General features: G+C 58.9%; 20 protein-coding genes. 10 read left to right on the top strand and 10 right to left on the bottom strand.

Translation table 11 applies throughout. From position 1 onward, the window contains the following. The 3 genes from FHS92_RS13160 (at position 1) to FHS92_RS13150 (ending at position 4,677) form a co-directional block, all read left to right on the top strand. Positions 1-1,092 (top strand): TrbI/VirB10 family protein, encoded by a 1,092-nt coding sequence (locus tag FHS92_RS13160; protein ID WP_184081183.1) that lies wholly within the window; start codon positions 1-3, stop codon positions 1,090-1,092. Then, positions 1,089-2,102, top strand: a complete 1,014-nt coding sequence (gene virB11, locus FHS92_RS13155; protein ID WP_184081182.1) for a P-type DNA transfer ATPase VirB11 — start codon at positions 1,089-1,091, stop codon at positions 2,100-2,102. The genes FHS92_RS13160 and virB11 overlap by 4 nt, the downstream gene beginning before the upstream one ends. 97 nt (positions 2,103-2,199) lie before the next feature. Further along, positions 2,200-4,677: a PhoX family protein gene (locus FHS92_RS13150; protein ID WP_184081181.1), complete on the top strand. Its 2,478-nt coding sequence runs from the start codon at positions 2,200-2,202 to the stop codon at positions 4,675-4,677. Between the two features lie 287 nt (positions 4,678-4,964). On the opposite strand, the gene FHS92_RS13145 is transcribed toward FHS92_RS13150, so the two are convergent. The 5 genes from FHS92_RS13145 to FHS92_RS13125 form a co-directional block, all read right to left on the bottom strand. After that, complete coding sequence (locus tag FHS92_RS13145) at positions 4,965-6,278, bottom strand: cation:proton antiporter domain-containing protein (RefSeq protein ID WP_184081180.1); 1,314 nt, start codon at positions 6,276-6,278, stop codon at positions 4,965-4,967. A gap of 384 nt (positions 6,279-6,662) precedes the next feature. Continuing rightward, positions 6,663-7,307 carry a glutathione S-transferase family protein gene (locus FHS92_RS13140; RefSeq protein WP_184081179.1) on the bottom strand — a complete coding sequence of 215 codons (645 nt, stop codon included), beginning with the start codon at positions 7,305-7,307 and terminating at the stop codon, positions 6,663-6,665. A gap of 376 nt (positions 7,308-7,683) precedes the next feature. Next, a complete protein-coding gene (locus FHS92_RS13135; RefSeq protein WP_184081280.1) occupies positions 7,684-8,304 on the bottom strand; it encodes a class I SAM-dependent methyltransferase in 621 nt (206 codons plus the stop codon). Positions 8,305-8,341: 37 nt separating this feature from the next. After that, positions 8,342-9,559, bottom strand: a complete 1,218-nt coding sequence (locus tag FHS92_RS13130; RefSeq protein ID WP_343056731.1) for a BtaA family protein — start codon at positions 9,557-9,559, stop codon at positions 8,342-8,344. 70 nt (positions 9,560-9,629) lie between these two features. Beyond that, positions 9,630-11,084, bottom strand: coding sequence for a CYTH and CHAD domain-containing protein (locus FHS92_RS13125; protein WP_184081177.1), 1,455 nt, complete (start codon positions 11,082-11,084; stop codon positions 9,630-9,632). A 245-nt stretch (positions 11,085-11,329) separates the two neighbouring features. Between FHS92_RS13125 and FHS92_RS18665 the strand changes: the two genes are divergently transcribed. Next, positions 11,330-12,583: a methyl-accepting chemotaxis protein gene (locus FHS92_RS18665; protein WP_221231045.1), complete on the top strand. Its 1,254-nt coding sequence runs from the start codon at positions 11,330-11,332 to the stop codon at positions 12,581-12,583. A gap of 114 nt (positions 12,584-12,697) precedes the next feature. On the opposite strand, the gene FHS92_RS13115 is transcribed toward FHS92_RS18665, so the two are convergent. Further along, a complete protein-coding gene (locus tag FHS92_RS13115) occupies positions 12,698-13,036 on the bottom strand; it encodes a hypothetical protein (RefSeq protein WP_184081175.1) in 339 nt (112 codons plus the stop codon). 99 nt (positions 13,037-13,135) lie between these two features. On the opposite strand from FHS92_RS13115, the gene FHS92_RS13110 reads away from it, so the two are divergent. From FHS92_RS13110 to FHS92_RS13090, 5 genes are all read left to right on the top strand, one after another. Continuing rightward, complete coding sequence (locus FHS92_RS13110) at positions 13,136-13,990, top strand: metallophosphoesterase (protein WP_184081174.1); 855 nt, start codon at positions 13,136-13,138, stop codon at positions 13,988-13,990. Positions 13,991-13,995: 5 nt separating this feature from the next. After that, a complete protein-coding gene (locus FHS92_RS13105; protein WP_281377818.1) occupies positions 13,996-14,907 on the top strand; it encodes a YegS/Rv2252/BmrU family lipid kinase in 912 nt (303 codons plus the stop codon). Between the two features lie 766 nt (positions 14,908-15,673). Next, positions 15,674-18,247, top strand: coding sequence for a TonB-dependent receptor (locus FHS92_RS13100; RefSeq protein WP_184081172.1), 2,574 nt, complete (start codon positions 15,674-15,676; stop codon positions 18,245-18,247). 515 nt (positions 18,248-18,762) lie between these two features. Further along, entirely contained in the window at positions 18,763-20,922 is a 2,160-nt protein-coding gene (locus FHS92_RS13095) for a PQQ-dependent dehydrogenase, methanol/ethanol family (RefSeq protein ID WP_221231044.1), read from the top strand. 83 nt (positions 20,923-21,005) lie between these two features. Then, complete coding sequence (locus FHS92_RS13090) at positions 21,006-21,248, top strand: cupin domain-containing protein (RefSeq protein WP_184081171.1); 243 nt, start codon at positions 21,006-21,008, stop codon at positions 21,246-21,248. 30 nt (positions 21,249-21,278) lie between these two features. Here the strand turns inward: FHS92_RS13090 and FHS92_RS13085 are convergent, their stop codons facing one another. The 4 genes from FHS92_RS13085 to FHS92_RS13070 form a co-directional block, all read right to left on the bottom strand. After that, positions 21,279-21,506, bottom strand: a complete 228-nt coding sequence (locus tag FHS92_RS13085; protein WP_184081170.1) for a DUF3072 domain-containing protein — start codon at positions 21,504-21,506, stop codon at positions 21,279-21,281. A gap of 73 nt (positions 21,507-21,579) precedes the next feature. Then, positions 21,580-21,909 carry a hypothetical protein gene (locus FHS92_RS13080; protein ID WP_184081169.1) on the bottom strand — a complete coding sequence of 110 codons (330 nt, stop codon included), beginning with the start codon at positions 21,907-21,909 and terminating at the stop codon, positions 21,580-21,582. Continuing rightward, positions 21,906-22,361, bottom strand: coding sequence for a thioredoxin TrxC (trxC, locus tag FHS92_RS13075; RefSeq protein ID WP_184081168.1), 456 nt, complete (start codon positions 22,359-22,361; stop codon positions 21,906-21,908). The genes FHS92_RS13080 and trxC overlap by 4 nt, the downstream gene beginning before the upstream one ends. An 11-nt stretch (positions 22,362-22,372) precedes the next feature. Beyond that, positions 22,373-22,636, bottom strand: coding sequence for a DksA/TraR family C4-type zinc finger protein (locus FHS92_RS13070; RefSeq protein ID WP_184081167.1), 264 nt, complete (start codon positions 22,634-22,636; stop codon positions 22,373-22,375). A gap of 663 nt (positions 22,637-23,299) precedes the next feature. Between FHS92_RS13070 and FHS92_RS13065 the strand changes: the two genes are divergently transcribed. Then, entirely contained in the window at positions 23,300-24,073 is a 774-nt protein-coding gene (locus tag FHS92_RS13065) for an alpha/beta fold hydrolase (RefSeq protein ID WP_184081166.1), read from the top strand. The last annotated feature ends 66 nt before the right edge of the window (positions 24,074-24,139 follow it).

Genomic DNA, 24,139 nt, shown 5'->3' with positions numbered 1-24,139 from the left:
ATGCGTATGCAGGAAAATCTCGCCCTCCGTCCGGATCGGGACGCCGATAGTGATCCCCGCGAAAGCGCGGATGTTATCGACCTGGCGACGCGTCGGGTCCTGCCAAGCGTCAGCCAGCAGAGGCGCGGCCGGGAGGGGATCGGGCTGGCGGCGGGCGTTGCATTCGTCGCGATGCTTGGCGCGGTGACGCTTTGGACAATGAACAGTGTGCGCACCGGCGAGGGGGACGCATCCCCCTCGCCGCAGGGCGCGCAGGTTCCGGCCCCCGTCACACCGCCCGCGCCACAGCCGATGCCGAACGCCGTCCCGGCCCCAGCACCGGCCGCTCCTCCCCCGCAGCCGGTATTGTCGCAAGCGCCCGTCCCCGCACCAGCGGCGAACTCCTATGCTAATCCGACGATCGTGTTCGACGCGAGCGCCATGCCGGAGGCGGCGGCACCCGCTCTCGCCTCCCCCGCAGGCGGGAACCCGGCAGGGGGGACGCCCAACGATGAGTTCGCAAGCCGCATCGGCGGCGTGGGCGGAGGCAAGGCCACCGCAGCGGCCAATATCGATCCCAAGACAACCGTGGCGCAGGGCACGCTCATCCCCGCCGTGCTGGAGACTGCCATCGACACCGACGTCCCCGGCTATGCGCGCGCGGTCGTCAGCGCCGATGTGCGCAGTTTCGATGGAAGCCGTGTGCTGGTGCCGCGCTCGTCCCGCCTGATCGGCCAGTATAAGAGCGGCCTGCAGGGCGGACAGAAGCGCGCTTATGTCGTCTGGACCCGCTTGATCCGGCCGGACGGGGTGTCCGTGAACATTGCGTCGCCCGCCACCGGCTTTTCCGGCGAGACGGGACTGGCCGGTAAGGTCAACAGCCATTTCTTCGAGCGCTTCGGATCGGCCATGCTGCTGTCCGTGATCAGCGGCCTGTCGACGATCGCTGGTGGGGTGCCCAGCGTTGTGGTCGGCGGTGGCGGGCAGTCCGCCGCGGCGGCAGCGATCGGACAGACCGGGCAGATCGGTCCGACCGTCAGGGTGCGTCAGGGCGAACCGGTTCGGGTGTTCACCGCCCGCGATCTTGATTTTTCCAAAGTTGCGACGGAATGAGCGGTGCGGTCCTCACGCTTGGCGGGCCAGCCTCCATACCTTCGCCACGCAGCGTCTATCTCGACGCCTATCTCGCGCCCTTCCGACCGTGGCTGGAACGAGAAAGCGTAACGGAAATCCTCATCAACCGCCCTGGTGAGTTATGGATCGAGGATGCGCTGCACCCCGGCATGCAGCGCATCGCCATGCCGCAAGTGGATGACGTTCTGCTCCAGCGCCTTGCCGAACAGGTGGCGCGCACTAGCCATCAAGGCATCAACCGTGAGCATCCACTGCTTGCTGCGACCCTGCCCGATGCGGACGGCGTAGGGGGCGGGCGCATCCAGCTTGTTGGTCCCCCTGCCACCCGTGCGCACTGGGCTCTTGCCATTCGCCGCCACCGGCTGCTCGACCTGCCGCTCGACGCATACGATGCGGGGCCGATCGTGACACGGTCCGAGGCGCCGATGCCCGATATGCACGCACAACCTATCGCTTTTTTGCGCGACGCGATCGCGCGGCGAAAAACGATCCTCATTTCCGGTGGCACATCGACGGGCAAGACCACCTTTCTTAACGCGATGCTGCGCGAAATTCCGGCTGGTGAACGCGTCGTGCTGGTGGAGGATACGGCCGAGCTTAAGCTGCCTGGCGAGAATGGCGTCGGCCTGATCGCGGTGAAGGGTGAATTGGGTGAGGCGAAGGTCTCCGCCAACGATTTGTTACAGGCAGCGCTGCGCCTTCGCCCCGACCGCATCGTGCTGGGGGAGCTGCGCGGGCTGGAGACGATCGCGTTCCTTCGCGCGATCAACACAGGCCATCCCGGCTCCTTTTCCACCCTTCATGCGAACAGTCCGCGCGGCGCGTTGGAGCAACTTGCGCTGATGGCGATGCAGACAGGTATCGGCCTCAGCCGTGCTGAAACGCTGGACTATGCGGCGAGCGTGATCGACATCGTTGTGCAGCTTGACCGGACTGGAGGCAAGCGGGGCATTTCCGCGATCGCATGGTCGAAAGGCTTGCTGACCTGATTAGCTGTGCATTGTCATGGAATCGCAAAGCCTCTGGAACGAAAGTGACGCATTCCCCAGCTAGCCCAACATCTGTTTTCCAACAGAGGATTCTCCCATGACCACTCCGGTTGAATTTGGCTACAGCGACGGCGACATCGACACCAACCACTCGGCCAATCCGATGCTCTCCCATATCGTGGACGAGCGCTATTCCCGTCGCCAGACGCTGATGGGCGGCCTGTCCGCCACCGCCCTCGCGCTGTTCGGCACGACGATGCTGTCGGCCTGCGGGGATGACAATGCGGCACCCGTGGTCAACGCCGGACAGAACGGCACCGCCAACTCTGGCCGGGTAGTGACGCTGGCGGGTACCGCAACCGACGACAAGGCGGTTTCAAACGTCAGCTGGACCCAGCTTTCCGGCCCTACGGTCACACTGACCGGTGCCACCACCAACAGCGCGACCTTCCTCGCCCCCAGCGTCAGCGCTGCGACGGACCTGAAATTCCGCTTCACGGCAACCGACGACAAGGGCAAGGCGACGTCCGCCGAAACGACCGTGACGGTCAGCCCGGCGACCCTCGGTTTCACCGCCGTGCCCAAAAACCTCAACGACGTCGTCACCGTACCGACGGGTTACACCGTCAGCGTGCTTTATCGCTTGGGTGATCCGATTGCGGCCGGTACGGCCGCTTACGCCAATGATGGTAGCGACACGGACTTCGCCAAGCGCGCAGGCGATCATCATGACGGCATGTACTTCTTTGGCTTGGCCGCCACCGGCACCACGCGTGACGACGCCAGCAACACGCGCGGCGTTCTCGTCATGAACCACGAGAATATCACGCAAGTCTATCTCCACCCCAATGGCCCGACCAGCACCGGCGGCGTTCGCCCGGAGGCCGAAGCGATCAAGGAGATCGAGGCCCATGGCGTCAGCATCGTGGAAGTCACGCAGGCAGCAGGCGGAGCATGGAGCTATGCGCAGAACTCCAGCCTTAACCGCCGCATCACGCCCAACACGGCTGTGGCGATCAACGGACCGGCCCGGGGCAGCGCGCTGATGAAGACGGCCTTTTCTACGGACGGCACGCAGGGTCGCGGGACGATCAACAACTGTGCGGTCGGCCACACCTTCTGGGGCACCTACCTCACCTGCGAAGAAAACTGGGCGGGCTATTTCCGGCGGCCAACCGGAACCGACAACCCGGCCCGCTTGGCCGCCGGGGGCATCAACCCCAAATCAATCACCTCTCTCACCCGCTATGGCGTGACGAGCAGCAGCGGCAATTACGGCTGGGCGACAGTAGTGCCCTCGACCGCCTCCACGCTTTTCTCGCGCTGGAACGCCAGCGTCGACGCCACCAAGGCCGCGGACGGCACCGGCGATTTTCGCAACGAGCCCAACCAGTTCGGTTGGGTGGTCGAGATTGACCCCTATGATCCCGCGTCCACACCGCGTAAGCGCACAGCGCTGGGCCGCATGGGGCACGAAGGATGCTGGCCCTCACGCTTTGTCGCTGGTGTCAAGCCCGCCTTCTACATGGGCGACGATTCGCGGAACGAATATCTTTACAAGTTCATCTCCGCCGCGGCGTGGGACGCAGCTGATGCCAGCCGCACGGACCGGCTCGCGGTGGGGGACAAATATCTGGATACCGGCACGCTCTATGTCGCAAAGTTCAATGCAGACGGCAGCGGCCAATGGCTCCCGCTCGTGTTCGGGCAGGGCGCGCTGACCAGCAGCAACACGACCTATCCTTTCGCGGATCAGGCGGACGTGCTCGTCAACGCCCGTATCGCCGCCGACGTGGTGGGCGCGACCAAGATGGACCGGCCCGAATGGACCGCCATCAACCCGGTAACCGGCGAAGTCTATCTGACGCTCACCAACACCAACGCCGCGTCCCGGCCGCTCAACGCAACCGATGCCGCCAACCCGCGACACTATAACGATCCCAAGGGATCCTCGAACCAGTTTGGCAATCCCAATGGCCATATCATCCGTCTGCGCGAGACAGGCGACACATCGGAAGCATTGGCATTCGCATGGGACATCTATGCCTTCGGCGCGGGTGCGGACCTCAACCCCACCAACGTCAACATCTCCGCACTGGATGCGACGAACGACTTCTCCAGCCCCGATGGGTTGTGGTTCGGCCGCTCGACTAATGCCAGCGGCTTGGTCAAGCCGGTACTGTGGATCCAGACCGACGACGGTGCCTATACCGATGTCACCAACTGCATGATGCTGGCCGCGATACCGGGCACCGTGGGCGACGGCGGGACACGGACTATCACCAATCAGGATCAATCCGGTGCGACCGCCACGCAGGCCACCCGCGTTGGTGCGGCACCGGGCACCAATCTGCGTCGTTTCCTCGTCGGCCCGAAGGAATGCGAGATCACCGGTGTCGATACAACGCCCGATGGCCGTACGATCTTTGTCAATATCCAGCATCCCGGCGAGAACGGCACGTCTTCCACGATCACCAGTAACTGGCCTGCGAGCCAATCGGGTACCGCCAGCGGCCGCCCACGCTCGGCAACGGTCGTCATCACGAAGAACGACGGCGGGGTTGTCGCCCTCTGATACAGCTGGCTTAGCGACGTCGGAGTGGCACAACGCCACTCCGGCCCACCGCGTTTATAGGTTAGATCGGGTCGAGAGATGTTCGAGAATGATACCAGGATGGCAGTATCCGTCAGGACGGATTATCAATCGCTTCTCAGGCCAAGCCCGCATTGCCGCAGCTTCATCAAGATAACATTATTGGACTATTTGACTTATGTACGGCAGCTGCCAGACTACGTATCAACCGCAATGAAGGGCAGCAATTGAACGAACGCCGCGATCCGCGCGGGGGTGCGAGAACGCGTTCAGCGCATGTGCGAGGCTGGTTCCTGTGGACCGGGGGACGCCGTCGCATCTTCGGCGTCTGGATCTCGACCCTGGAGCCTGTCGAGCTGCCGCATGACCGGCGTCACGGTGAGGCCGTGAAGCAGGATGGAGAGCAGTGCCACAAGACCGACGATTGCCCATAGGCGCTCGCCTACGGGCGTTTGCATATGGTTGAGGCCATAAGCGAGATAGTAGAACGAGCCCACACCCCGGATACCGAAAAAGGCTAGCGTCATCTTCTCCGACAGGTCGGCCTTGAACCCGGCCAGAGCAATCATTCCGCTCAGTGGCCGGATGATAAGCAGGATGATCGCTGCTCCTACCACGTCCATAGCTTCCAGCGGTCCCAATAAACCGCTGACCAGTGCCCCACCGAACAGCAGCAGCAGGACCATCATTGCCAGGCGTTCGACCTGTTCCGTGATGTCGTGCATTTGTCGGTTGAATTCATGATCGCGATGCGATCGACGTAATGTCAATGCGGTAACGAAAACAGCAAGGAAACCGTAGGCCTGGATCAGTTCGGTCACGCCATAGGACAAGAAGGTGGCAGAGATCGCAATGAGACCGTCTCCCGTTTTGGAAAGCTTCGTGTCGGCAGGGACATGGAACGTCAACCAACCAAACAGTCGGCCAATAAGCCAGCCGCCGATCACGCCCGCCCCGATCTCCCACACGACATTGTGAAGCAGCCACTGCCTGGCCCATGGCTCACCGGTGGTAGCCGCCAAGCCGAGAGCGATCGCAAGATGCACGAACGGGAAGGCAAAGCCGTCGTTCAGGCCTGCCTCGGATGTGAGCCCGAAGCGAACCTCGTCCTCCTCGCCGGTTTTGGGAGGTCCGACCTGGATGTCGGCCGCCAGTACCGGATCGGTCGGCGCTAAGCTTGCCGCGAGCAAGAGCGCCGCCACCCAGGACAGCCCCAACAGGCCGGTGCCCAACAGAGTAATCGCAACGATCCCGAGCGGCATCGTGACAGCCAGAAGCCGCCAGGTAACGCCCCACTTCCGCCAACTGAAAGGGCGATCCAGCTTTAAGCCAGCGCCCATCAACGCGATAATCACGACGAACTCGGTAAAACGTTCTGTGATTTGCGGGAAATCGAGTGGCAGAGGACGGAGCGTGACGACAGGCAGCGAGAAAATCGCGGCACCCAGCCCCATGCAGACGATGGGCAGGGACAGGGGCAGCCGCTTCAGGGCAAGCGGCAGCCAGGCGACAAGAGCGATCAGCAGACCTGCTCCCGTCAACAGCAAAATATATGGGTCGGGGCTGTAGGAAGAAGGTTGCACCCCGCTCCAACGCAACAAAGCCGCGAACGGCCCACCGTCGACACCTGCAGATACAAAAAGCTTTTGACCTTGAGGCTACATTAAGGTGCTATGCTAGAGAGCTGTGCTTTGCTTTTAGGATATCTGGTCCAGAGTCTCCTTGTCTATTGCTAGCTCGCAAAGTCGCGCCCTTCTGTGGGTATCGGTCAACCACGCCCGGAAATTCTCTGTGACCTTATCTCAGCACACCTGATATCGCAGTCCGTTCGTAGCGCTGCCCCTCCCATGAACGAATGGCAGCTGATGGCAGCTGTCGGAAATAATGCCTGGCAGACGTGATGACCGCGATGTTGATGTTCCTGGACATGTGTTAATGATCATGAGCCTAAGGACTTTTCTCTAAGGTCAGCCATCAGGCGATCTGCTTTCATCGGCCGCTGCAAAGTGCGCCAGTTGATCTGCGTAGGCTTTCTTGAACGACGGGCGGTCCATTACGCGGGCCAGATAGGTCTCGGTTGCGGGTCGATCACCGTACGAGCGAACCTTCGGGATGCGAAGGATATCTGCCATTAGAAGATCAGCAGCCGTGAAGCGATCGGCTGCCAGCCACTCCCTATCCCTTAGGACTGCCTCGAGATGATTGAGGCGGCTTTCTGCCCAGCCTTCAAGACCATTGTCGTTCGTGCCCGATAATCCGAGGAACCACCAAGGGACCGTGACCATCTCAACCGAGTTCAGAGCGGCTATCATCCATTGAACCGTTTCCGCTTCGCCGACGGGATCGCTCGGCATCAGCTTTTCGCTTTTGCGGGCCAGATGGAGCAGACCCGCACCGCTCTCAAATATCTTCAGTTCGCCATCATCAAGATACGGCACCTGGCCAAACGGCTGGCGCGACAGGTGATTGGTTTCACGTCCGTCGAAAGGGACCGAACGCACGCTGTAGGCAAGGCCGGCTTCCTCACAGGCCCATCTCAGCCGTAGGTCGCGCACGAAGCCGCGTGGACCCTTAGGCACCCAGTCGTAGGTCCATATGATCAATTCGCTCATTGTTTTTTCCCTTCCTTGTAGCTCCATACGATGAAGGACTACATCTTGTGCGCGCAACCATCAAAGCAAAGCCCTGACACGATATGCTGAGCGCAATTTGCGTTTCCGACCTAACTGTGGCGTAGTGGGCCATGCGCGTCAGCGGGACAGGGCATGCATGATCCAACGGGCGGTTCGCCTGTCGGCCGACGCACTTGCTCTCATGCTGGAGCTTTGGCCGGAACGAGCAGTATCGCTGCGCCTCCCGCGGCGCGCGAGACGATCAGGGTCTGGGCTCCGGCATCAACGGCGGCGCAGCCCGCGCTGATGATAGGCTTCACCTGATCCTCATATTGCCGGTGGCGGCGTTGATGCTTAGCTTGTAGCGCTTGGACGGTCAGGCCCGGATGACCACGCTCCACGCATAGCCGCCAAACAATCGCTTGCTTGTGCAGAGCATGCCGCGATCGCGCGCCAGCGTCTCGCAATGGTAGAGCAGGTCTGTGCGGGGCGTGACCTCGAACTTGCGCAACCAGGTGACCAGCATTTTCCCAAACCAGTCGGGGAGATCCGCCTGATCGCCGAAATCAACGATGTGAAGCTCGCCGCCCGGAGCGAGCGCGTCAAGACCGGCAGCGACCGCTGCCTGCCAGTCGGGGATCATCGAGAGCGTATAGGACAGAAAAATGCGGTCGAAGTGGGAAATGCCAAATAATGTTTTAGGATGAAAGCCGACGGCGTCGGCTCTGGCCAGACGGCACCGGTTCGCGAGCCCGGCCCGTGCCAACTTGGCTGACGCCGACGTCAGCATCGCTGCCGAAATATCCAGTCCGTGAAGACGAGCAGTCGGATAGGCCTTGCCCGCGGCGGCCAGATTGCGTCCGGTGCCGCAACCGATCTCAAGCACCGCCTGTCCGTGCCCTGGGCGAAGAGTGCCAAGCAGCCTGTCGCGGCCGAGCAGATAATATTTGCGGGTCGCGTCGTAGATATGCCGCTGCGCGCCATAGATGGCGTCCATGCGCAGGGCATGGGCTTCCGAAGCCTGCAGCACGGGATCAGGCCTTCAATGTATAGAGATGGACGCCACCATAGATCGACGACCGGTCTCGACGGGTATAATCCGCCGACGATTTCGCATGATAATCCCACCTGTCCAACAGTTCGGGGGACAAGCGCCCCGGCAGGAGCGAGGGCCCGGCCGCTGTCCGGAACAGCACGCGTGCTCCGGAACGCGCCGTGCGCGTAATCTGTCGCCACAGCGCATCGAGCTGTGCATCCGTCATCCAGTCTTGCGCGTCGAGCAGAACGTAACGGTCAAGCGTTCCATCATCCTGTGCGCTCAGCCAATGCGTCATGTTGGCATGGACCACCGATACCCGGTTGGCCCGTTCGACGACCTGCCGGTAATTCCGTTCCTGAAGATAGGGTGGCAACGGTGCGTCCACATTCTTTGCGTAACCGCGTCCGAATGCCTGCCATGCGAAATAATTCTGCCCAAGGTCGTGGTCACAGGCCAGCTTCTCCAGCCGAGCGCGCAAGACATCGGCCATGCTGCCCCCGTCCGCCAGAGCCGTATACTGCGCGGGCGGGATCCCCAGACCAAACAGCGAAGCCGGCTGATCCGTCAGCCACCGGATAAATTTTCGATCGAACAGGGGCGCCAGTTTCGCATCGAACAGCGCCCGCTGTTCCTCCCGCGTTCGCGCCGCCAGGATGGCCGAGGGATCAATTCCGTAGAGCCTCGCGCAGAGATGCGCTGCGCCAATGAAGGAGCCCAGCAGGCCCTTTTTATAAGCGCCCGTCCTGAACATGCCGATCCGTCGTCGGCCGACCAGATCGCGCCCTTCCCAATAGCGACGCGATGTCGCATCGAGATAGGGAGCGATGTGCATGTCATACGCCTCGACATTTTCCGGGGTATCAGCATCGACGAAAAACCGCCGGAACGCCGCGTAATCGGGCAGGCGGCGAACAGCGACGCGCTTAAGCTTGTTGAGTGCGACATGCGACGTGTTGAGATCGACAGCGGTGATCCACCGGGGATTGGCGGTGAGGTAGCTAAGGACATTGCACCCCCCGCTCGCGATCGTTACGACATGGCAATCGGACGTAATTGCGAGCGCTTCCATGTCCACGACCGGGTCTTCCCAGATCTGGGCGTAGACCAGTCCCCGGAAGGCGAAGGCGAACGCCCGCTCCAGCAAGCCTTGGCGGCTTGCGCCGTCATGGTGGACGACGGCGTTCTTGATCGTGCGTTTAGCGCTGTGTGCCACGGCATTTCCTTCCGCCTTCTCATTCCTGAGCGCATAGGGGGAAGGTGTGACGACGACGTGACAGATGGTGCTACAGGTCTCGCCAAAATTTCTTGCAATCGACGAGTTGATCGAGCGCGTCCTGCGCCGACGCCAGCATATGCGCATGGGCCTGCGCCGATTTCCCGTCATCGGGCATAGCCACGGTGCCGAGGCCGAGTTCGTCAAACAAGGCTTGGCGCATGCTTCTGTCTGTCAATGCGCCCAACCGGTCCTGCAGCTCCTCCAGCGCAGCGAGGAAACGCACGCACTGCTTGCGGGTCTTTCCCGCGTCATACAGACTCGCGAAGAATTCGGTGGAATAGCGCAGCCGCTTCGCCTTTTTGCGCAGCGTGTGGCGTTCCTCCTCATCCATATCGTCCAGATGATGACCATCATGCCCTAAATTGTGAAACAGCGCGTCGAGTCGCTCGCGCGCAAATGTTGCCACTGGCGTGTCCCGCAAATCCCGGCATTTAGCCTTGCTCCGCCATCGGCCGGTCTCGGTCCACTCGGTCAGTTCGATCATCAGCAGGCGGACCCTGGGCGATTCCAGCGCGGCGCGGACATCGGCGTAGGCTTTCCGCCGTGCTTCGTGCAGCAGCACTTGAATGTCGGTCGGCAGCTCTTCCGACAGCAGCACGTCGATGTCCCGCGCTCGCCCGAGAATGCGTGTCAACCACTGAAGGTCATGGGCGAACCGATCGTGCCGCCGGCCCTTGACCATCGGGCGGAAGAGCCTGAGCGCGGACCGCAGCCTCCGCAAGGCGACGCGCGCCTGATGTACGGCCGAACGATCGCTGTCCGTGAGCAGGATATCCTCGTTGAGACGATATTGGCGCAGACAGCTGTGCACGATATGCCGGAACGCCTCGCCGGCTGACAGCGTCGCGTCGAGAGGCAATGGTTCGGCCTTGCTGGCCCCTGCGATGTGCTGCACGAGACGATAGCCCACATCGGCTTTGCAGAGCACACCGATCCGTGCGGGCACGACCGTGTTGATGTCGCGCGCCCATGCGAACAGCACCGCAGGACTGCCGCCCTGCAGTTCGAGTTCGATCTCGCACCGCTGCGCCTGCCGGTCTCCGGCCCGGAGGGTGGAGCGGTCCAACGCAATTTCCACCGCGGCGTCGGCAGTGCGCACGGTCCAGAGCGACCGCAGGTTTTCGACGCGAAATAGGGGCCGGAGGTCATCGCCGCGCTCGCCGAGAAAATCTTTCAGCGGCGACGCGCCGTCGAGAACCGGAACATCGTCCAGCACGGGCAATTCCCATTCGCCCCGCAGGACCACACCGGCCTTCGCCAACTTCACGGTCTGAACCTTACGCTTTTTGACAGTGCGAATGCGCAGGGACAGGCCGCCTTTCTGCAGCAGACCATCGGGCGTATCGAAATAGAGGGAATCCTGATGCACGGATGTCCGGCGGCCAGGGAACAGCTTCGCCGCGAGCAGCCTGCTGGCGTCTTCAGCGGCGATATCGAGTTTGAGTTCGATTTCCTGATTCATGCGGGACACCTGCTTCTGAACGTACCTGTGTACCACATGTCCTGAAATGCGCCCAAACAGGGACGTGGCCGCAGGGAAAAGCCGTTCAATGGCCCGGCACCGTAGCGCGGATCGGCAGGAACTGTCCCGGTGGATCGCCATCGAAAATGTTCAATCATGACAAGAGCATGACAGCGCCGGTAAGGCGGAGTTTACCACTCATGATTATGAGCAGGGGCCGAACAGCAACATATAATGGGTCCCCGGTGAACCATCCCAAACCTGCCAATCGACAACCGGTTTTCATCACGAGAAGCGACCGCCTGTCCCGTGTGATGGAGCTGTACGAAGTCCATCCGGAGATGCGCCTCTTGCCGGTCGTCGATAGTGCGCACCGGCCGGTGGGCGCAATCTTCGAAAAGGATTTCCGGCGCATCCTGTTCAGCCCTTTTGGACATTCCCTACTGCGTAATCCCGGCTTGGGCTCCTGCGTCGACGCCTATATTCGGGACTGCCCGATGGTAGACGTCGATGCCGATATTGGGTTCATGCTCGATGCCTATGCTTCCGCCGACGGAAAGGAAGGCATGATCCTGACCCGCAACGGTGTACTGGAGAGCGTGCTGGACAACGAAACGCTGCTGAAGATCGCCGCAGCACGGGAAGCGGAACGCATCGACCGCATGACGCAGGCAGTGGACCGTTTTCATGACGACACCACCGGACTTGCGGCGCTGTTGGCCGACGTCGCGGCGCGTATTCACGAGGCGACATCAGACACGACCGCACGGTCGAGCGAAAACGGCGCGCGCGCCCAGTCTGTGGCCGGTGCAGCCTTGCAGGTGCAGGCCAGCATGAGCCAGATGGCGGATGAAAGCCGCGGACTGGCCCTCGCCCTTGATCGGCTGCATGCCGAGACCAATTCCGCACGCACAGCTGCGGAGGGTGCCGTTAAGCAGGTTCGCGCAGGCACTGCCAAGGCAGACAGTCTGGTCGCATCCGCCCGGTCTATCGAGAGCGTCCTCGACCTCATCCAGTCGCTGGCGCGCCGGGTCAATCTTCTGGCCCTTAACGCCAGCATCGAGGCCGCTCGTGCAGGTGATGCCGGGCGGGGCTTCGCTGTGGTGGCGCAGGAAGTCAAGGCGCTGGCGAACCAGACGAGTGACGCGGCCCAGCAGGTCGCCCATTATGTGCGCGATATCGACACCGCCGTCGCCGATGTCGTTGCCGGTCACCTCAGTATCGAACAGCTGATCAGCAGCCTCGACACGGTTTCCCAGTCCGTCAACGCCACCGTCGAATCGCAAAGCGTGGTTACGCGGAGCGCCGCAGACAATGTCGTGCAGGTCGTTCAGGCGGGGACAGAAATTTACACCAATATCGACGGCATCAGCCGGGATGTGATCGCCGCCGCATCGCAATCACAGGACATCAATCGGATGGCGCAGTCCTTGCTGGCGGGGGCAAGCGACCTCAAGGCCCATGTCGCGCAATTTGTGGGACGCGTGCAGGCCGCCTGACCGTGCTACCCAAGGGCGGTGGCGAAGCACTGAGAATGGGTTTTGAAGGATAGGTACAAACCGAACATGACATCATGACAGATGGCAAAATCACGAACATCAGGCCGAAATTGCCTACCCGCCGCTGATATTCGTGGATGCTGCCGCCAGAATGTCCAAAGATCTGCAGTATGATGTCCGTTTCCGACCCAGAAGTTCGCTAGCATGCAACGCCAATCGCCAGACGTTCAATTTATCGTTCCAACCAACCAAAGAGTTGAAGAGCCCGACAATATTTTGCCACTGTTTGGTTAAAACGGCTGCTCCAGAAGCGGCCCGCAACAATCCGGATTTGGCGCGACTGGCTTCCATGAACAGACGGCAAGTTTCAGGCGTTCCGTTATACAGCGCGAACGTCGCCTTTTTTTCAGCACATTGGACTTCCATCTGGGCCTGAACGCTGTGTGGTCCCATGCCCCATCGTCTCGAGGCCCAGCTTCGGACACCTATCGTCGCGATGAAAGAGTTGGACGCCAGAGTTGAACCAATGGCGATATTCCGAGTTCATAACGGGTGGCACGTATCGCGCATCTTTCGGACATCCACTTCGGCGCACATGATCCTTCCATTGTCGCGGGCACAGAAGCTTGGTTAGAGAGCCATCGGCCTGACCTCATTATAATCAGCGGAGATTTGACGCAGCGGGCAAGGGTCGGGCAGTTTCGTCAGGCGTCCGCTTATCTTCAGCGATTGCGTGACGCCGGCCTGCCAATCCTCGTGATCCCCGGCAATCACGATGTCCCGCTTTATGATATAGTCAGTCGTTTTGCTGCACCGCTGAGGCGATACAAGCGCTATATCGATGACGATCTCTGTCCATGGTTCGAAAATGATGAGGTGGCTGTTCTGGGTATCAATACGGCACGATCGCTCACGATAAAAGACGGGAGCATTAATCACGAGCAGATCGCCATGTTGCAGGAGCGTTTCGCAGCTGTGCCGTCCCAAAAAACCCGCATCCTTGTGACGCACCATCCGCTTTACGCCATGCCCATCGGCGACGGAGGCACGTTAACCGAGGCGGTCCGTCGACATCGCGATGTTGCAAAAGCAGTCTGTGAAGCCGGTGTGCACCTGGCTTTGGCGGGTCATTTCCATCAGACCTTCGCGGAAGCTGCCCACAAAATGGTGGAAAAGGCAGGCTCGGTTCTGGTCATGCAGGCAGGAACAGCGACCTCAACGAGATTGCGCAACGATCAGCTACAGAGTTTCAACTGGATTCACGCATACCGTTATGACCAAGTCGAGTTGCAGGTGATAGCCTGGGACGGCAGCGCATTCCGGCGGCGCAGCCATGAGCGGTTCACGCATGACGGAACCAACTGGTCATCGCACCCCATCAGCGAGATGTCCGGCATGACAGGATGAGCATATTGGACAAACCGAAGGTTGCTGACCGAACTCTGCCACGGCAAGCCGTGCTGATCGTGAACGCGATGAGCCGCAACGGAGCCGACGCGTTCGATGAAGTGCGTGACAAGCTTATTGCCGCCGGGATCGACCTCATTGAAGCCCATGCCATTACCGATCCAAGCGAAATGGAACCGGCCATTCGTGACGCGATCGCCAAGGCACCCATGGTTATCGTCGGGGGTGGAGATGGGTCCCTGTCCTCCAATGTCGATTTCTTCGTGGGGAAGGACACGATATTTGCCTTCGTTCCGCTCGGGACCGCCAACAGTTTTGCCGGCACGCTCGGCATTCCCAAAAATATCGACGGCGCGATCGATGTAATCGCCAATGGCACGCGGAAATGGGTGGATCTTGGTCAGATTGACGCGGACTATTTTGTCAATGCGGCAGCGATCGGGCTTTCGCCCATGATTGCACAGACGGTACCACACAAGCTCAAGCGCTATCTGGGCGTGGTCGGCTATCTGATCTGGGGATTGTGGTGCGCCATCCGATTTCGGCCATTCAAAGCGATCGTCCAAGATGAAGACAAGCGGACGCACAAGCTTTGGGCCACCGAGGTACGGATAGCCAATGGTACGCATCACGGTGGATTCGAACTGATCGAGAGCCAGACAGTCGACAGCGGCGAGATCGTCATTCAGGTGGTCACAGGCAGAAGCCTGTGGGGACTGGCCTGGAGTTGGCTGGCGACCGTACTCAAGCTTCGCTCACGCCATGGCACGATCCGGGAATTTCGCGGTACACAGATGGAACTCGACACGCGACCGCATCTTAAAATCTCGATCGATGGTGAGGTTGCGGCCAAAACCCCGGTAACCGTCAGGGTGGCACGCCACATCATTGAGGTTGCAGCTCCTATCGAACCGTAAGCAGCTGCCGCACAGCAAGTCTGGGTGGACACAGCTCGTGACAACGAGGACGGAATTGTCTCACAGGAGAGGGCCGTGGCACACTCCACTGTCGTGGCGCCATTCCGTTATCTCGCGTCGATCTGGCAGCGGGCTGCATACTCACTCCCGCTTGTCCTTCTGAGCCGTCAGCATAGCGCACGTGAAGTAATCCGGCGTCTTGCAAGAGTAACGGTGTTCAATTTTATGTGATCACGGAGATGTATTCTCTTTCCCCGCTGATCGCGATGGCTGGTCGTGCTAGCACCTATACATCTTGCTGCATGCGGCTGTAAATAACGAAGCTAAAAAGAAACGCGGACTTTATCGTAGACCGTAACGACAAGGATCCGAGAAAAACTTATGTAATTATGAAGCACTCTCGTTCGATATCTAGTGAAAATATTGCAGTCAAACGCCCATTTATGATTTTCACTGGCGAAATAATCGGATGGCACCATCTTGAAGCGAGGTTGCTGATGCAATCCTAATCTAACGCATCCGACATCAGTGTTCGAATATAGGTAAGACCTATACGCTCTGAAGGGTGCTTGTACGCCCCTCTTTACCCCAGCCGCTATCCGCTAGTAATCCAAGTATAAATCTAGGGTTACGGATTGTACGCGCCTTGCAATAATAAAATGACTTAGTATTTTTCAGATAACAACGTAAAACATAATAAATACGCGTATAATTGATTTAGTTTCATTTATTGTATTTAATAATCCAATTAATTGGGGAGGAATCTATGAATATTCACAAAAATATGCTTCTTATGACTGCGACTTCGTGCCTTGCTCTATTGTCGTTTGAAGCCAATGCCCAGACAAGCGCGCCCACTGCCCCGCAAAATGCCGATAGCACTTCCGTTTCTAGCGATGACGGGGGCGAAATTCTGGTGACTGCCCGTCGAGAAAACGAAAACTTGCGCGATACGCCTGCGACGGTCGCCGTGCTGACAGCGAGAACCCTAGAGCAGACCGGCGCGAAGGTAGCTGTTGACTTCGTGAAGCTGACTTCGGGCGTCTCAATCGCCACCGGAACAACGGAACCCGGAGATACATCTATTCAAATACGCGGCCTGAATGGTGCGCGTGACGCCGAAAACAACGTGGCGCTCGTGATTGACGGTGTTTTGAAAACCAACGCTTCTGCGCTGAATCAGCCGCAGGGGGCGCTATCGCAAGTCGAAATACTGAAGGGGCCGCAGGGCGCTATCTATGGACGCAATGCTTCGGCTGGCGCCATCGTCATCACCACACGGAAGCCAACGGACAAGCTGGAAATTGAAGGCAAGGCCCATGCGGCTACCGACAATACTTACGGCGGCTCCTTGCTGATCGCCGGACCGATTACTGAGAATGTAGGCTTTGTGTTATCTGGCGACTATGATCAGTCCGACGGGTATTTTCGCAATGAATTTCTCGGTACGGCGCTGGCTCGGTCAGTTTATCCTACCTACAAGGACGTCAATCAGCGCGCTTCGATCGACAATTACAAGATGGGCAATGTTTACGGCCGCTTGGTGCTGAGACCGTCGGATGCGACGGAGATCGATATTAAAGCGCATGCGGGCTACAACAAGGGCGGCGCAATTACGTTTAACGCGGTTTTCCAGCTCCCTACGCTTGCAACCGCGTTCAATGATCAGGTCTTTAATATCAAGGCGAGTGACCACAAATTTATCTTCACCAATAACACGGCAGCGCACAGTTGGCAGAAGACGTGGGATGCTTCCTTTCGCTTAAGCCAAGACCTTGATTTTGCTAAACTAATTGCGACCATTGGTTACAGCCATATCCAGAATGATTTTTATGCTGGTGGTACCAGCGGCGCATTTGGCTTTTTTGCCAACGAACCGACTTGCCAGAGCAGTCGTGCCGCAACTGCTCCTCCGGGCGTGATCAATCAGGAACCGTTCAACACATATTATGGCGCGTTCGGTTTCGCTCAACCTTATTCGCCCAGCACTTGCGACGGCATCCAGTATCAGAAGCGGACGCAGAACGATGTTGTCTCCGAACTGCGTCTGGTTGGAGATGCCGGCGCATTGAGTTGGCAGCTCGGCGGTAGCTATATTTTCATTGATCGCCGCACCTGCATTTCGCTGCAAATCGATCCTGGAACAGGTGGCGTACGCAGCTGCTATGTTACCGACCCTGTGCATCACACGGAGTCGCTGCAGGACGATAATTATCGCACAAATGTCTATGCGGCCTTTGGTTCACTCGAATATGAAGTCAACAGCCAGCTGAAATTGGGCGCTGCCCTTCGTTACGACATCGAGGCGCGCAAGACATCTAACAATGTTCCGGTGGCGGCACGAACCTTGTACCAAGGCAATCCCAGGACCGGCTTTCCAGTCGGCACGCCCGCTACTCCTGCCAATTACTTCCTCAACCCTGGTCTCGATCCGGCTTATAATCCCAGCGGAGTGCTTGCTCCGCGGAGTAAGACCTTCAAGCAGTGGGAACCGAAGCTAACGGCTTCTTACAAGCTGTCGCCGACCGCGACTATCTTCGGCGATTGGGGGATCGGGTTCAAGGCTGGCGGTTTCAACAGCGGCGGGAGTAAGGCAATTGTTGACGGATTCTTCAATCCGGCTCCGCCGACCGGAATCAGTGCTGGCGTAACGGTGAATGACGATTACAAGAAAGAAACGACCAGCGCGTTCGAACTCGGCATCAAGGGGCGCGCCATGAACATGATCGACTATGAACTGGTCGGTTATTACACGAACGTGAAGAATATGCAGTTCTTCGAATTCTTCGTGGGTGATTTCGGTCAGCTTCGCGTCATTTCGAACATCGACAAGGTCCGCATTTGGGGCCTTGAGAGCAGCCTCAATGTTCGCCTGATGAAAGGTCTGTCGGTATTTGGAACGGCGAACTACACGGATAGCAAGATCAAAAAGAACAGTTCACGGCCTTATACGGTCGGCAACAAGTCTCCCGCTACACCTGATTTCACGCTGAATTTTGGTACTCAGGTAAGCATGCCGTTGAACGACGCACTGACGTTCAACTTCCGGGCTGATGCGCGGATGGTGGGACCAACGCCATTTCACACCGTTCAGGACAACACCGTTCCCACGATCTTTGCACTCCCGGCCAACTACAAAAACTCGACGCGCGCCACCTACACAACCGTCAATGTCCGTGCAGGGATTGAAACAGATCACTGGTCGCTCAGTGCGTATGCCACTAACCTTTTCAACCAGCGCTCTATCGAGGAAGCCGTGGTAGCACCTGAATTTGGTGGCGACTTTGTCGCTCCCAGCCCATTGCGCCGTTACGGAGTTGAGGCGAGCTTCAAATTTTGAGAATCAGCTGGCGGCACTGCACTGCCGCCAGCTGATAACCACATCAAAATCATTCTCCCAAGCAAACGCAGTCGGTTTTTACCGGCTGCGTTTTGCATCTCTAAAAACGCGGCCTATTTGTCCTGCGCCGAAATTGCGCACGTCGCATCTCGATCATGTTCACGACGAGTTGTCGTTCTACCTCCGACCTCTTCCAGACCGATGAGCACAAAATCCCGCAGATACATGCTGCCATTGCCTTTAAGATTTTTGTGTCCAATCCCAGGAACGCACAGCAGGCTACGCATTCACGTAGGGCGCTTTATTCGGTTCTTTGATTGCGGCTTCTGTGCCGGATTTCCGGTCAAAAGGGCCATTGCACAAAGGGCATAGGGTAAACCTATATTGTGCAGAGGTGGGTTACTTCAAGCCTTTGCCTTACCAACGCGAAATGGCGCAATATGCTCGCTGTCCGGGCTAGCGCGTATATCAATGGGCGCAGCGCTACGATTTGTTCTTCTGGAGAGGAATAATAAGTGTTTCGATCAAAAGTCGCATTTTCTCTTGCCGGGGCAGGCTCGATTTTGCTGCTGTTCTCTGCCTGTGGGATGAATAGTAAGTATCCCAGCGTAGGCCCTGAAGCTGATGACTGGGCCCACACAGGACGAACACTGAGCGAGCAACGCTTTAGTCCGCTCAACGAGATTAACGAAGACAATGTCGATCAGCTGGGTCTCGCGTGGGCGTACAAGATAGAAGACGATCGCGGCATGGAAGCCACGCCGATTGTTATCGACGGGGTCATGTATGTGACCGGGCCATGGAGCAAAGTCTATGCACTTGACGCAACCAGCGGCAAGGAACTGTGGAAATATGATCCGGGCGTTGATCGCGGGAACGCAAACCGGACCTGTTGCGATGTCGTCAATCGCGGTGTCGCCGTTTCCAATGGCAAGGTTTTTGTAGGCACACTGGACGGCAGGCTTATTGCGCTTGACGCTAAGACCGGGCGGGAAATCTGGTCGACCGACACGATCATAGATCACGGTCGTAGCTACGCCATCACCGGCGCTCCCCGTCTGGCAGCGGGTAATGTCGTCATCGGCAACGGTGGTTCCGAATTTGGTGTGCGCGGCTACACTTCCGCATTTGACGAAGACACGGGCAAGCTCAGTTGGCGTTTTTATTCTGTGCCCGGGGCCGATGCGCCCGCCCCAGATGACAAGGCAATGCAATTGGCCAAGCCGACATGGTTTGGTGATCGCTATCCGAAATTCGGCGGTGGAGGTACGGTTTGGGACAGCCTCGCTTATGACCCGGATCTCGGGCTTTTGTATATCGGCGTCGGGAACGGCTCGATCCACAGCCGCAAGCTGAGATCAGAGGGCAAGGGCGACAATCTGTTTCTGTCTTCGATCGTCGCAGTCAACGCCAAAACCGGCAAATATGTGTGGCACTTTCAGACGACGCCGGGCGACGAGTGGGATTTCACCGCAACGCAGAATATGATCCTCGCCGACATGAAGATCGACGGCAAAGACCGCAAGGTCATTATGCAGGCCCCGAAGAATGGCTATTTTTTCACGCTTGACCGAGTGACCGGCCAATTCATCTCCGGTAATAATTTTGTGCCGGTCAATTGGTCCAAAGGGCTCGATAAAAATGGTCGGCCTATCGTTGACGACGAAGCTGCACGGTACGAGGATGGCAAGCTCAAACTGGTAACGCCAAGCATTTACGGTGGGCATAGTTGGCAGCCCATGTCTTATAGTCCCAAAACGGGTCTGGTTTATATTCCAGCGATTATTACGGCCTGGTATTTCCAGCAGGTCAATGAAGAGGACTATCCAAAAGCTGGCGTGTTTGGGGCCTATAAATTCGGGTATATCGGTGCGGCCGGCGTCCCACCAAAACCAGGCGATTCGGCGCCGAAGGCGACCGATATTCCGAATTTGGCTTTGGCCGCGGACGAGAAGAAGCTTCGTGAAAGCTGGACAGGTAAGCTGATCGCATGGGATCCGATCAAGCAGAAAGCCGTGTGGACACAGGATTACATTACCATCAGCAATGGGGGCACCCTGGCTACTGGGGGTGACCTTGTCTTTCAGGGGACGGCCGATGGACGCTTCGTTGCCTATCGTGCCACGGATGGCAAGAAGCTTTGGCAGACGGAAGCCAACACGGGCGTAATGGCCGGTCCGATCAGTTACCGCGTCAAGGGCGAACAATATGTCGCGGTGGCCGCCGGTTGGGGAGGAGCTTTCCCGCTCTTTTCGGGAGTACTTTCCAACCTATCTGGTTCTCAGCCGGACGCTCGCATACTGGTCTATAAACTTGGTGGCACCGCGAAGCTTCCACCGAAGAAGGTGATGAGCAATAAGGCGGTTACACCATTGCTTGCGAGCATCGATCCGGAAAAGGTCAAGGCCGGATATCTGCAGTTCGCTATCAACTGCTCTGCGTGCCACGGACTGGAAGCCGTCAGCGGCGGTATCGTGCCCGATCTACGCAAAATGGACGCCAGCACGGTGCAAAATTTTCATACGATCCTGAAGGGCGCTTATGCATCAGTGGGCATGCCGAATTTTTCAAAGAGATTGAGCGATGAGCAGATGGATCAGATCCTGCACTATCTGGCCCAGCGCAATGCCGATTTGCGCAGCATCCAGCAGCAAGCTGCACAAAATCCCAAATAGGTGAGTGCCGTTGCGCCTAGCCGACTGAACTATCCATTTCTGGAGCCCATTATGGACATTGCATCGAGACTTCGGCAACGCTGATGCTTGGCGGTCCGGATGGGTCAGTGGTCGATGTGGTTCCGGGCGACGCATTGATCCTGCCTGCTGGGACCGGCCATTGCCGGATCACAGCGGCGCGGGATTTTCTGGTGGTCGGCGCGTATTCTGCGGGACAGGATTGGGATATCTGCCAGGAAGCGCCGAGTGAGTCCACCCGCAAGCGGATTGCGAACCTGCCCATTCCCGCCCACGATCCGGTAATCGGGAATACCGGTTCGTGGTGATGTCCGAAGGGTGGCGTCAGCGCGGCAGCGTCATTCCCGTCCGAGCCTGGCCTTGAGTTCATCGATATGGCGAGAGGCATCGGCCTTGGTAAGGTCGCCCTCGGGCAGTTCGACACTCGCTTCCTCGCACAGAGTGGAGAGATAGGATGCCTGCGCGCCGGTCATCGGATCGTCTCCCGAAACCCAGTTGTCGGGATCTTTTTCCGTGTTCGAACCGGGATGCTCGTCAAGCTTGGGATTATGCAATTGTTCGGTCATGACTGGCTCCGATCGTTCGTTGTTTGTTCTCAGCAATAACGACGGGCGGCGGACCAGGTTCCGGCACTTGAGGTTATTCCTCGAACTTCGCAAACCACTTGGCATAGGGGGTGTTGCGGGCCATGTGGCGATTATAGTCCGGCGCGCCATCGTCCCACCACACCGGGCCGCGTTCGCCAAGTGCTCGCTTAGCGCAATCGACGGCGGCATGGGCTTCGTCTTCCTTTTGGGCGTCTTTGACGCGCCGCGCCGCGCCTACCGCGCGTCGGGCGTGCATCAACTCTTTCACCAGCTGCTCGCAGAGATCGGGTGCAAGCGCCGGGTTGCTTTTGCGCCATAGCCTCCCGCGCACGACGAAGTAGCGGCCATCCGGCGTCACCGGGTAGCGATTATCCTCGCTCAAGCGCCGCTGGCCGCATTGCGTGCCCAGTTTACAATCGCGCTCTCCGGCATTGCGCCGGACTGGCGCGCGATCTCGCGGCCATGGCGGAACAGGATCATCGTCGGGATCGACCGGATACCATAGCGCGCGGCGATCGCCTGCTCGGCCTCGGTATCGAGCTTGCCCAGGCGCAGGTAAGGTTCAAGCTGGCGCGCGGCAGCGGCAAAGGTGGGCGCCATCTGGCGGCAGGGGCCGCACCAGCTTGCCCAAAAGTCGACCAGCAGCGGGATGTCCGAACGCCCGGCATGCGCATCGAAATTGGCGTTGGTGAGCGTAGCAACGCCGCCGCCGAACAACGGATTATGGCATTTGCCACATTTGCCGCCCGCACCAAGCTTGTCGCGCGGCACGCGGTTGGAGGCTGCGCAATTGGGGCAGACAATAATGAGCGCGTCGGTCTGTGTTGTAGCCATAAATCCTACCCTTAGCGCAGCTGGCTGTCCTTGCTGCCGCGCCGGTTGATGCCGCTCGTCTTGGGCAGTTTGTCACGCTCGGACTGGCAGGCAACACAGGTATGCACACCCGGTAGCGCGGCGCGGCGGCGCTCCGGGATGGGTTCACCGCAATTCTCGCACTCTTCCAGCGCCTCTCCGACCGGCATGCCTGCGCGCGCCGCGGCGACCGCATCCTTGATGCTGTCTTCAATCTGATCCTGCACCGCGCCATCGGGTGCCCAGCCATTGGCCATGTTGCCGCTCCTGTTCCGGGGAGAAACGTTCAGACAAATATGGGGTTTCGGCGATGGATTCCAATGATCGGACTGGCGTTGACATGCAGCCCTCCCAGTCCTCACGCAAAATGGTCATCGGTTCCGTAGCTTAAGACGCTGGCGCCTTATGCCAAAGATCAGCCGCACCCTCAAGTCGCAGAGCGGGTGTCATTCCTATCCACTTTCCCATTTTGTAGCGCGGGCGGTTGAGAAATAACGAGCTTCTGGGAGTGTTTGCGTCTTCTACAGCCGACGATCGATAAATTTGTTCGAAATTTTCCCATTAAAGTCCTATCTAAATGGGAAATCTTGTCGGCGCGCGGCTAACTCGCGGAACGGCGCAGTGCTGCGACATTCAGGCTGTCACATAACTGCGGGTGCAGCATAGACAGCCCGATATCGCGATCCTTGTGTTTCGATGTCGTTGCGACGGCGCATTCCCACTCGCTTTATGGCAGGGCGTGGTCGACGCTAGTTCGACGGGTCGATCCGTTTAGGCAGACGTACTCAGTACACATCCAGTCAGATGAACCGCAGGGATGCGGCGGCGGCAGGCTTCCCGCCTTTCTGGAGTGGATGTAGGCGATGGTCCCATTAGCTGGTCTTGTTCGTTAGTGCTTATAACAATCAGAAGGACGCAAGATGCATCACGTTCAGCGCGGCACAGGCCCGAAGCTCTTGCTCATTCACGGCTTGGGCGGCAGTTGGCAATCGTGGAGCACCATTCTCGATGCGCTGAGCACGCATCGCACCGTCATTGCCGTCGATCTCCCCGGACACGGGGCCACGCCGGCTGAAGCGGATAGCGGAACCTTTATCGGTCTGGTCGGGAGCGTCGAACGCTACATTACGGACAACGGGCTGAGGGGTGTCGACATCGTCGGCAGTTCGATGGGCGCGCGCATCGTTCTTGAATTGGCGCGGCGCGGCGGTGTCGGCAATGTTGTGGCACTCGATCCGGGCGGCTTCTGGCGTGGCTGGGAACGAACCTTTTTCAAGGTCACCATCGGACTGTCGGGGCGGTTACTGCGCGCGATCAGGCCTCTGCTACCCAAGCTCAGCCGAAATGCGGCGGCGCGTTCCGCGTTGCTGGCCCAACTCTCGGTCCGGCCATGGGCGCTGGACGCACAGGTCGTGGCGACCGAATTGACGAGCCTCAGCACCACACCGACATTCGATGCGCTGGTTGACGATCTTGGCGGAGGGCCTGAGCAGACCGGGCCAGCCGCGCAATCGACCGGTCGCATCGTGATCGGATGGGGCAGGCAGGATCGCCTTTGCCTGCCGCGTCAGGCGGCGCGCGCCAAAGCCGCTTTCCCGTCCGCACAGTTGCATTGGTTCGCGCGCAGCGGACATTTCCCCGCATGGGACCAGCCCGACGAGACGGTCTCGGTCATTCTTGCCGCGACACAATAACCCTCGAATATGCAGCCACTGTTACGGCATGGCCGATTGCGTCGAGCCGTCGACGGCGCACGTTAC

The organism is Sphingobium subterraneum (genome assembly GCF_014199435.1).
In the GTDB taxonomy this organism is placed as follows: Bacteria; Pseudomonadota; Alphaproteobacteria; order Sphingomonadales; family Sphingomonadaceae; genus Sphingobium; species Sphingobium subterraneum.
The sequence above is the reverse complement of the archived record's forward strand: the minus strand, read 5'-3'. Positions and strand labels throughout refer to the sequence as shown.

What these genes read in the sequence shown, in the direction of transcription:
- FHS92_RS13090 (WP_184081171.1), top strand. Translation starts at nt 21,006, where the DNA reads ATGCTTGGCGGTCCGGATGGGTCAGTGGTCGATGTGGTTCCGGGCGAC.
- FHS92_RS13100 (WP_184081172.1), top strand. Translation starts at nt 15,674, where the DNA reads ATGAATATTCACAAAAATATGCTTCTTATGACTGCGACTTCGTGCCTT.
- FHS92_RS13125 (WP_184081177.1), bottom strand. Translation starts at nt 11,084, where the DNA reads ATGAATCAGGAAATCGAACTCAAACTCGATATCGCCGCTGAAGACGCC.
- FHS92_RS13135 (WP_184081280.1), bottom strand. Translation starts at nt 8,304, where the DNA reads ATGGACGCCATCTATGGCGCGCAGCGGCATATCTACGACGCGACCCGC.
- FHS92_RS13140 (WP_184081179.1), bottom strand. Translation starts at nt 7,307, where the DNA reads ATGAGCGAATTGATCATATGGACCTACGACTGGGTGCCTAAGGGTCCA.
- FHS92_RS13065 (WP_184081166.1), top strand. Translation starts at nt 23,300, where the DNA reads ATGCATCACGTTCAGCGCGGCACAGGCCCGAAGCTCTTGCTCATTCAC.
- virB11 (WP_184081182.1), top strand. Translation starts at nt 1,089, where the DNA reads ATGAGCGGTGCGGTCCTCACGCTTGGCGGGCCAGCCTCCATACCTTCG.
- FHS92_RS13150 (WP_184081181.1), top strand. Translation starts at nt 2,200, where the DNA reads ATGACCACTCCGGTTGAATTTGGCTACAGCGACGGCGACATCGACACC.
- FHS92_RS13160 (WP_184081183.1), top strand. Translation starts at nt 1, where the DNA reads ATGCGTATGCAGGAAAATCTCGCCCTCCGTCCGGATCGGGACGCCGAT.
- FHS92_RS13115 (WP_184081175.1), bottom strand. Translation starts at nt 13,036, where the DNA reads ATGGGACCACACAGCGTTCAGGCCCAGATGGAAGTCCAATGTGCTGAA.
- FHS92_RS13085 (WP_184081170.1), bottom strand. Translation starts at nt 21,506, where the DNA reads ATGACCGAACAATTGCATAATCCCAAGCTTGACGAGCATCCCGGTTCG.
- trxC (WP_184081168.1), bottom strand. Translation starts at nt 22,361, where the DNA reads ATGGCTACAACACAGACCGACGCGCTCATTATTGTCTGCCCCAATTGC.
- FHS92_RS13070 (WP_184081167.1), bottom strand. Translation starts at nt 22,636, where the DNA reads ATGGCCAATGGCTGGGCACCCGATGGCGCGGTGCAGGATCAGATTGAA.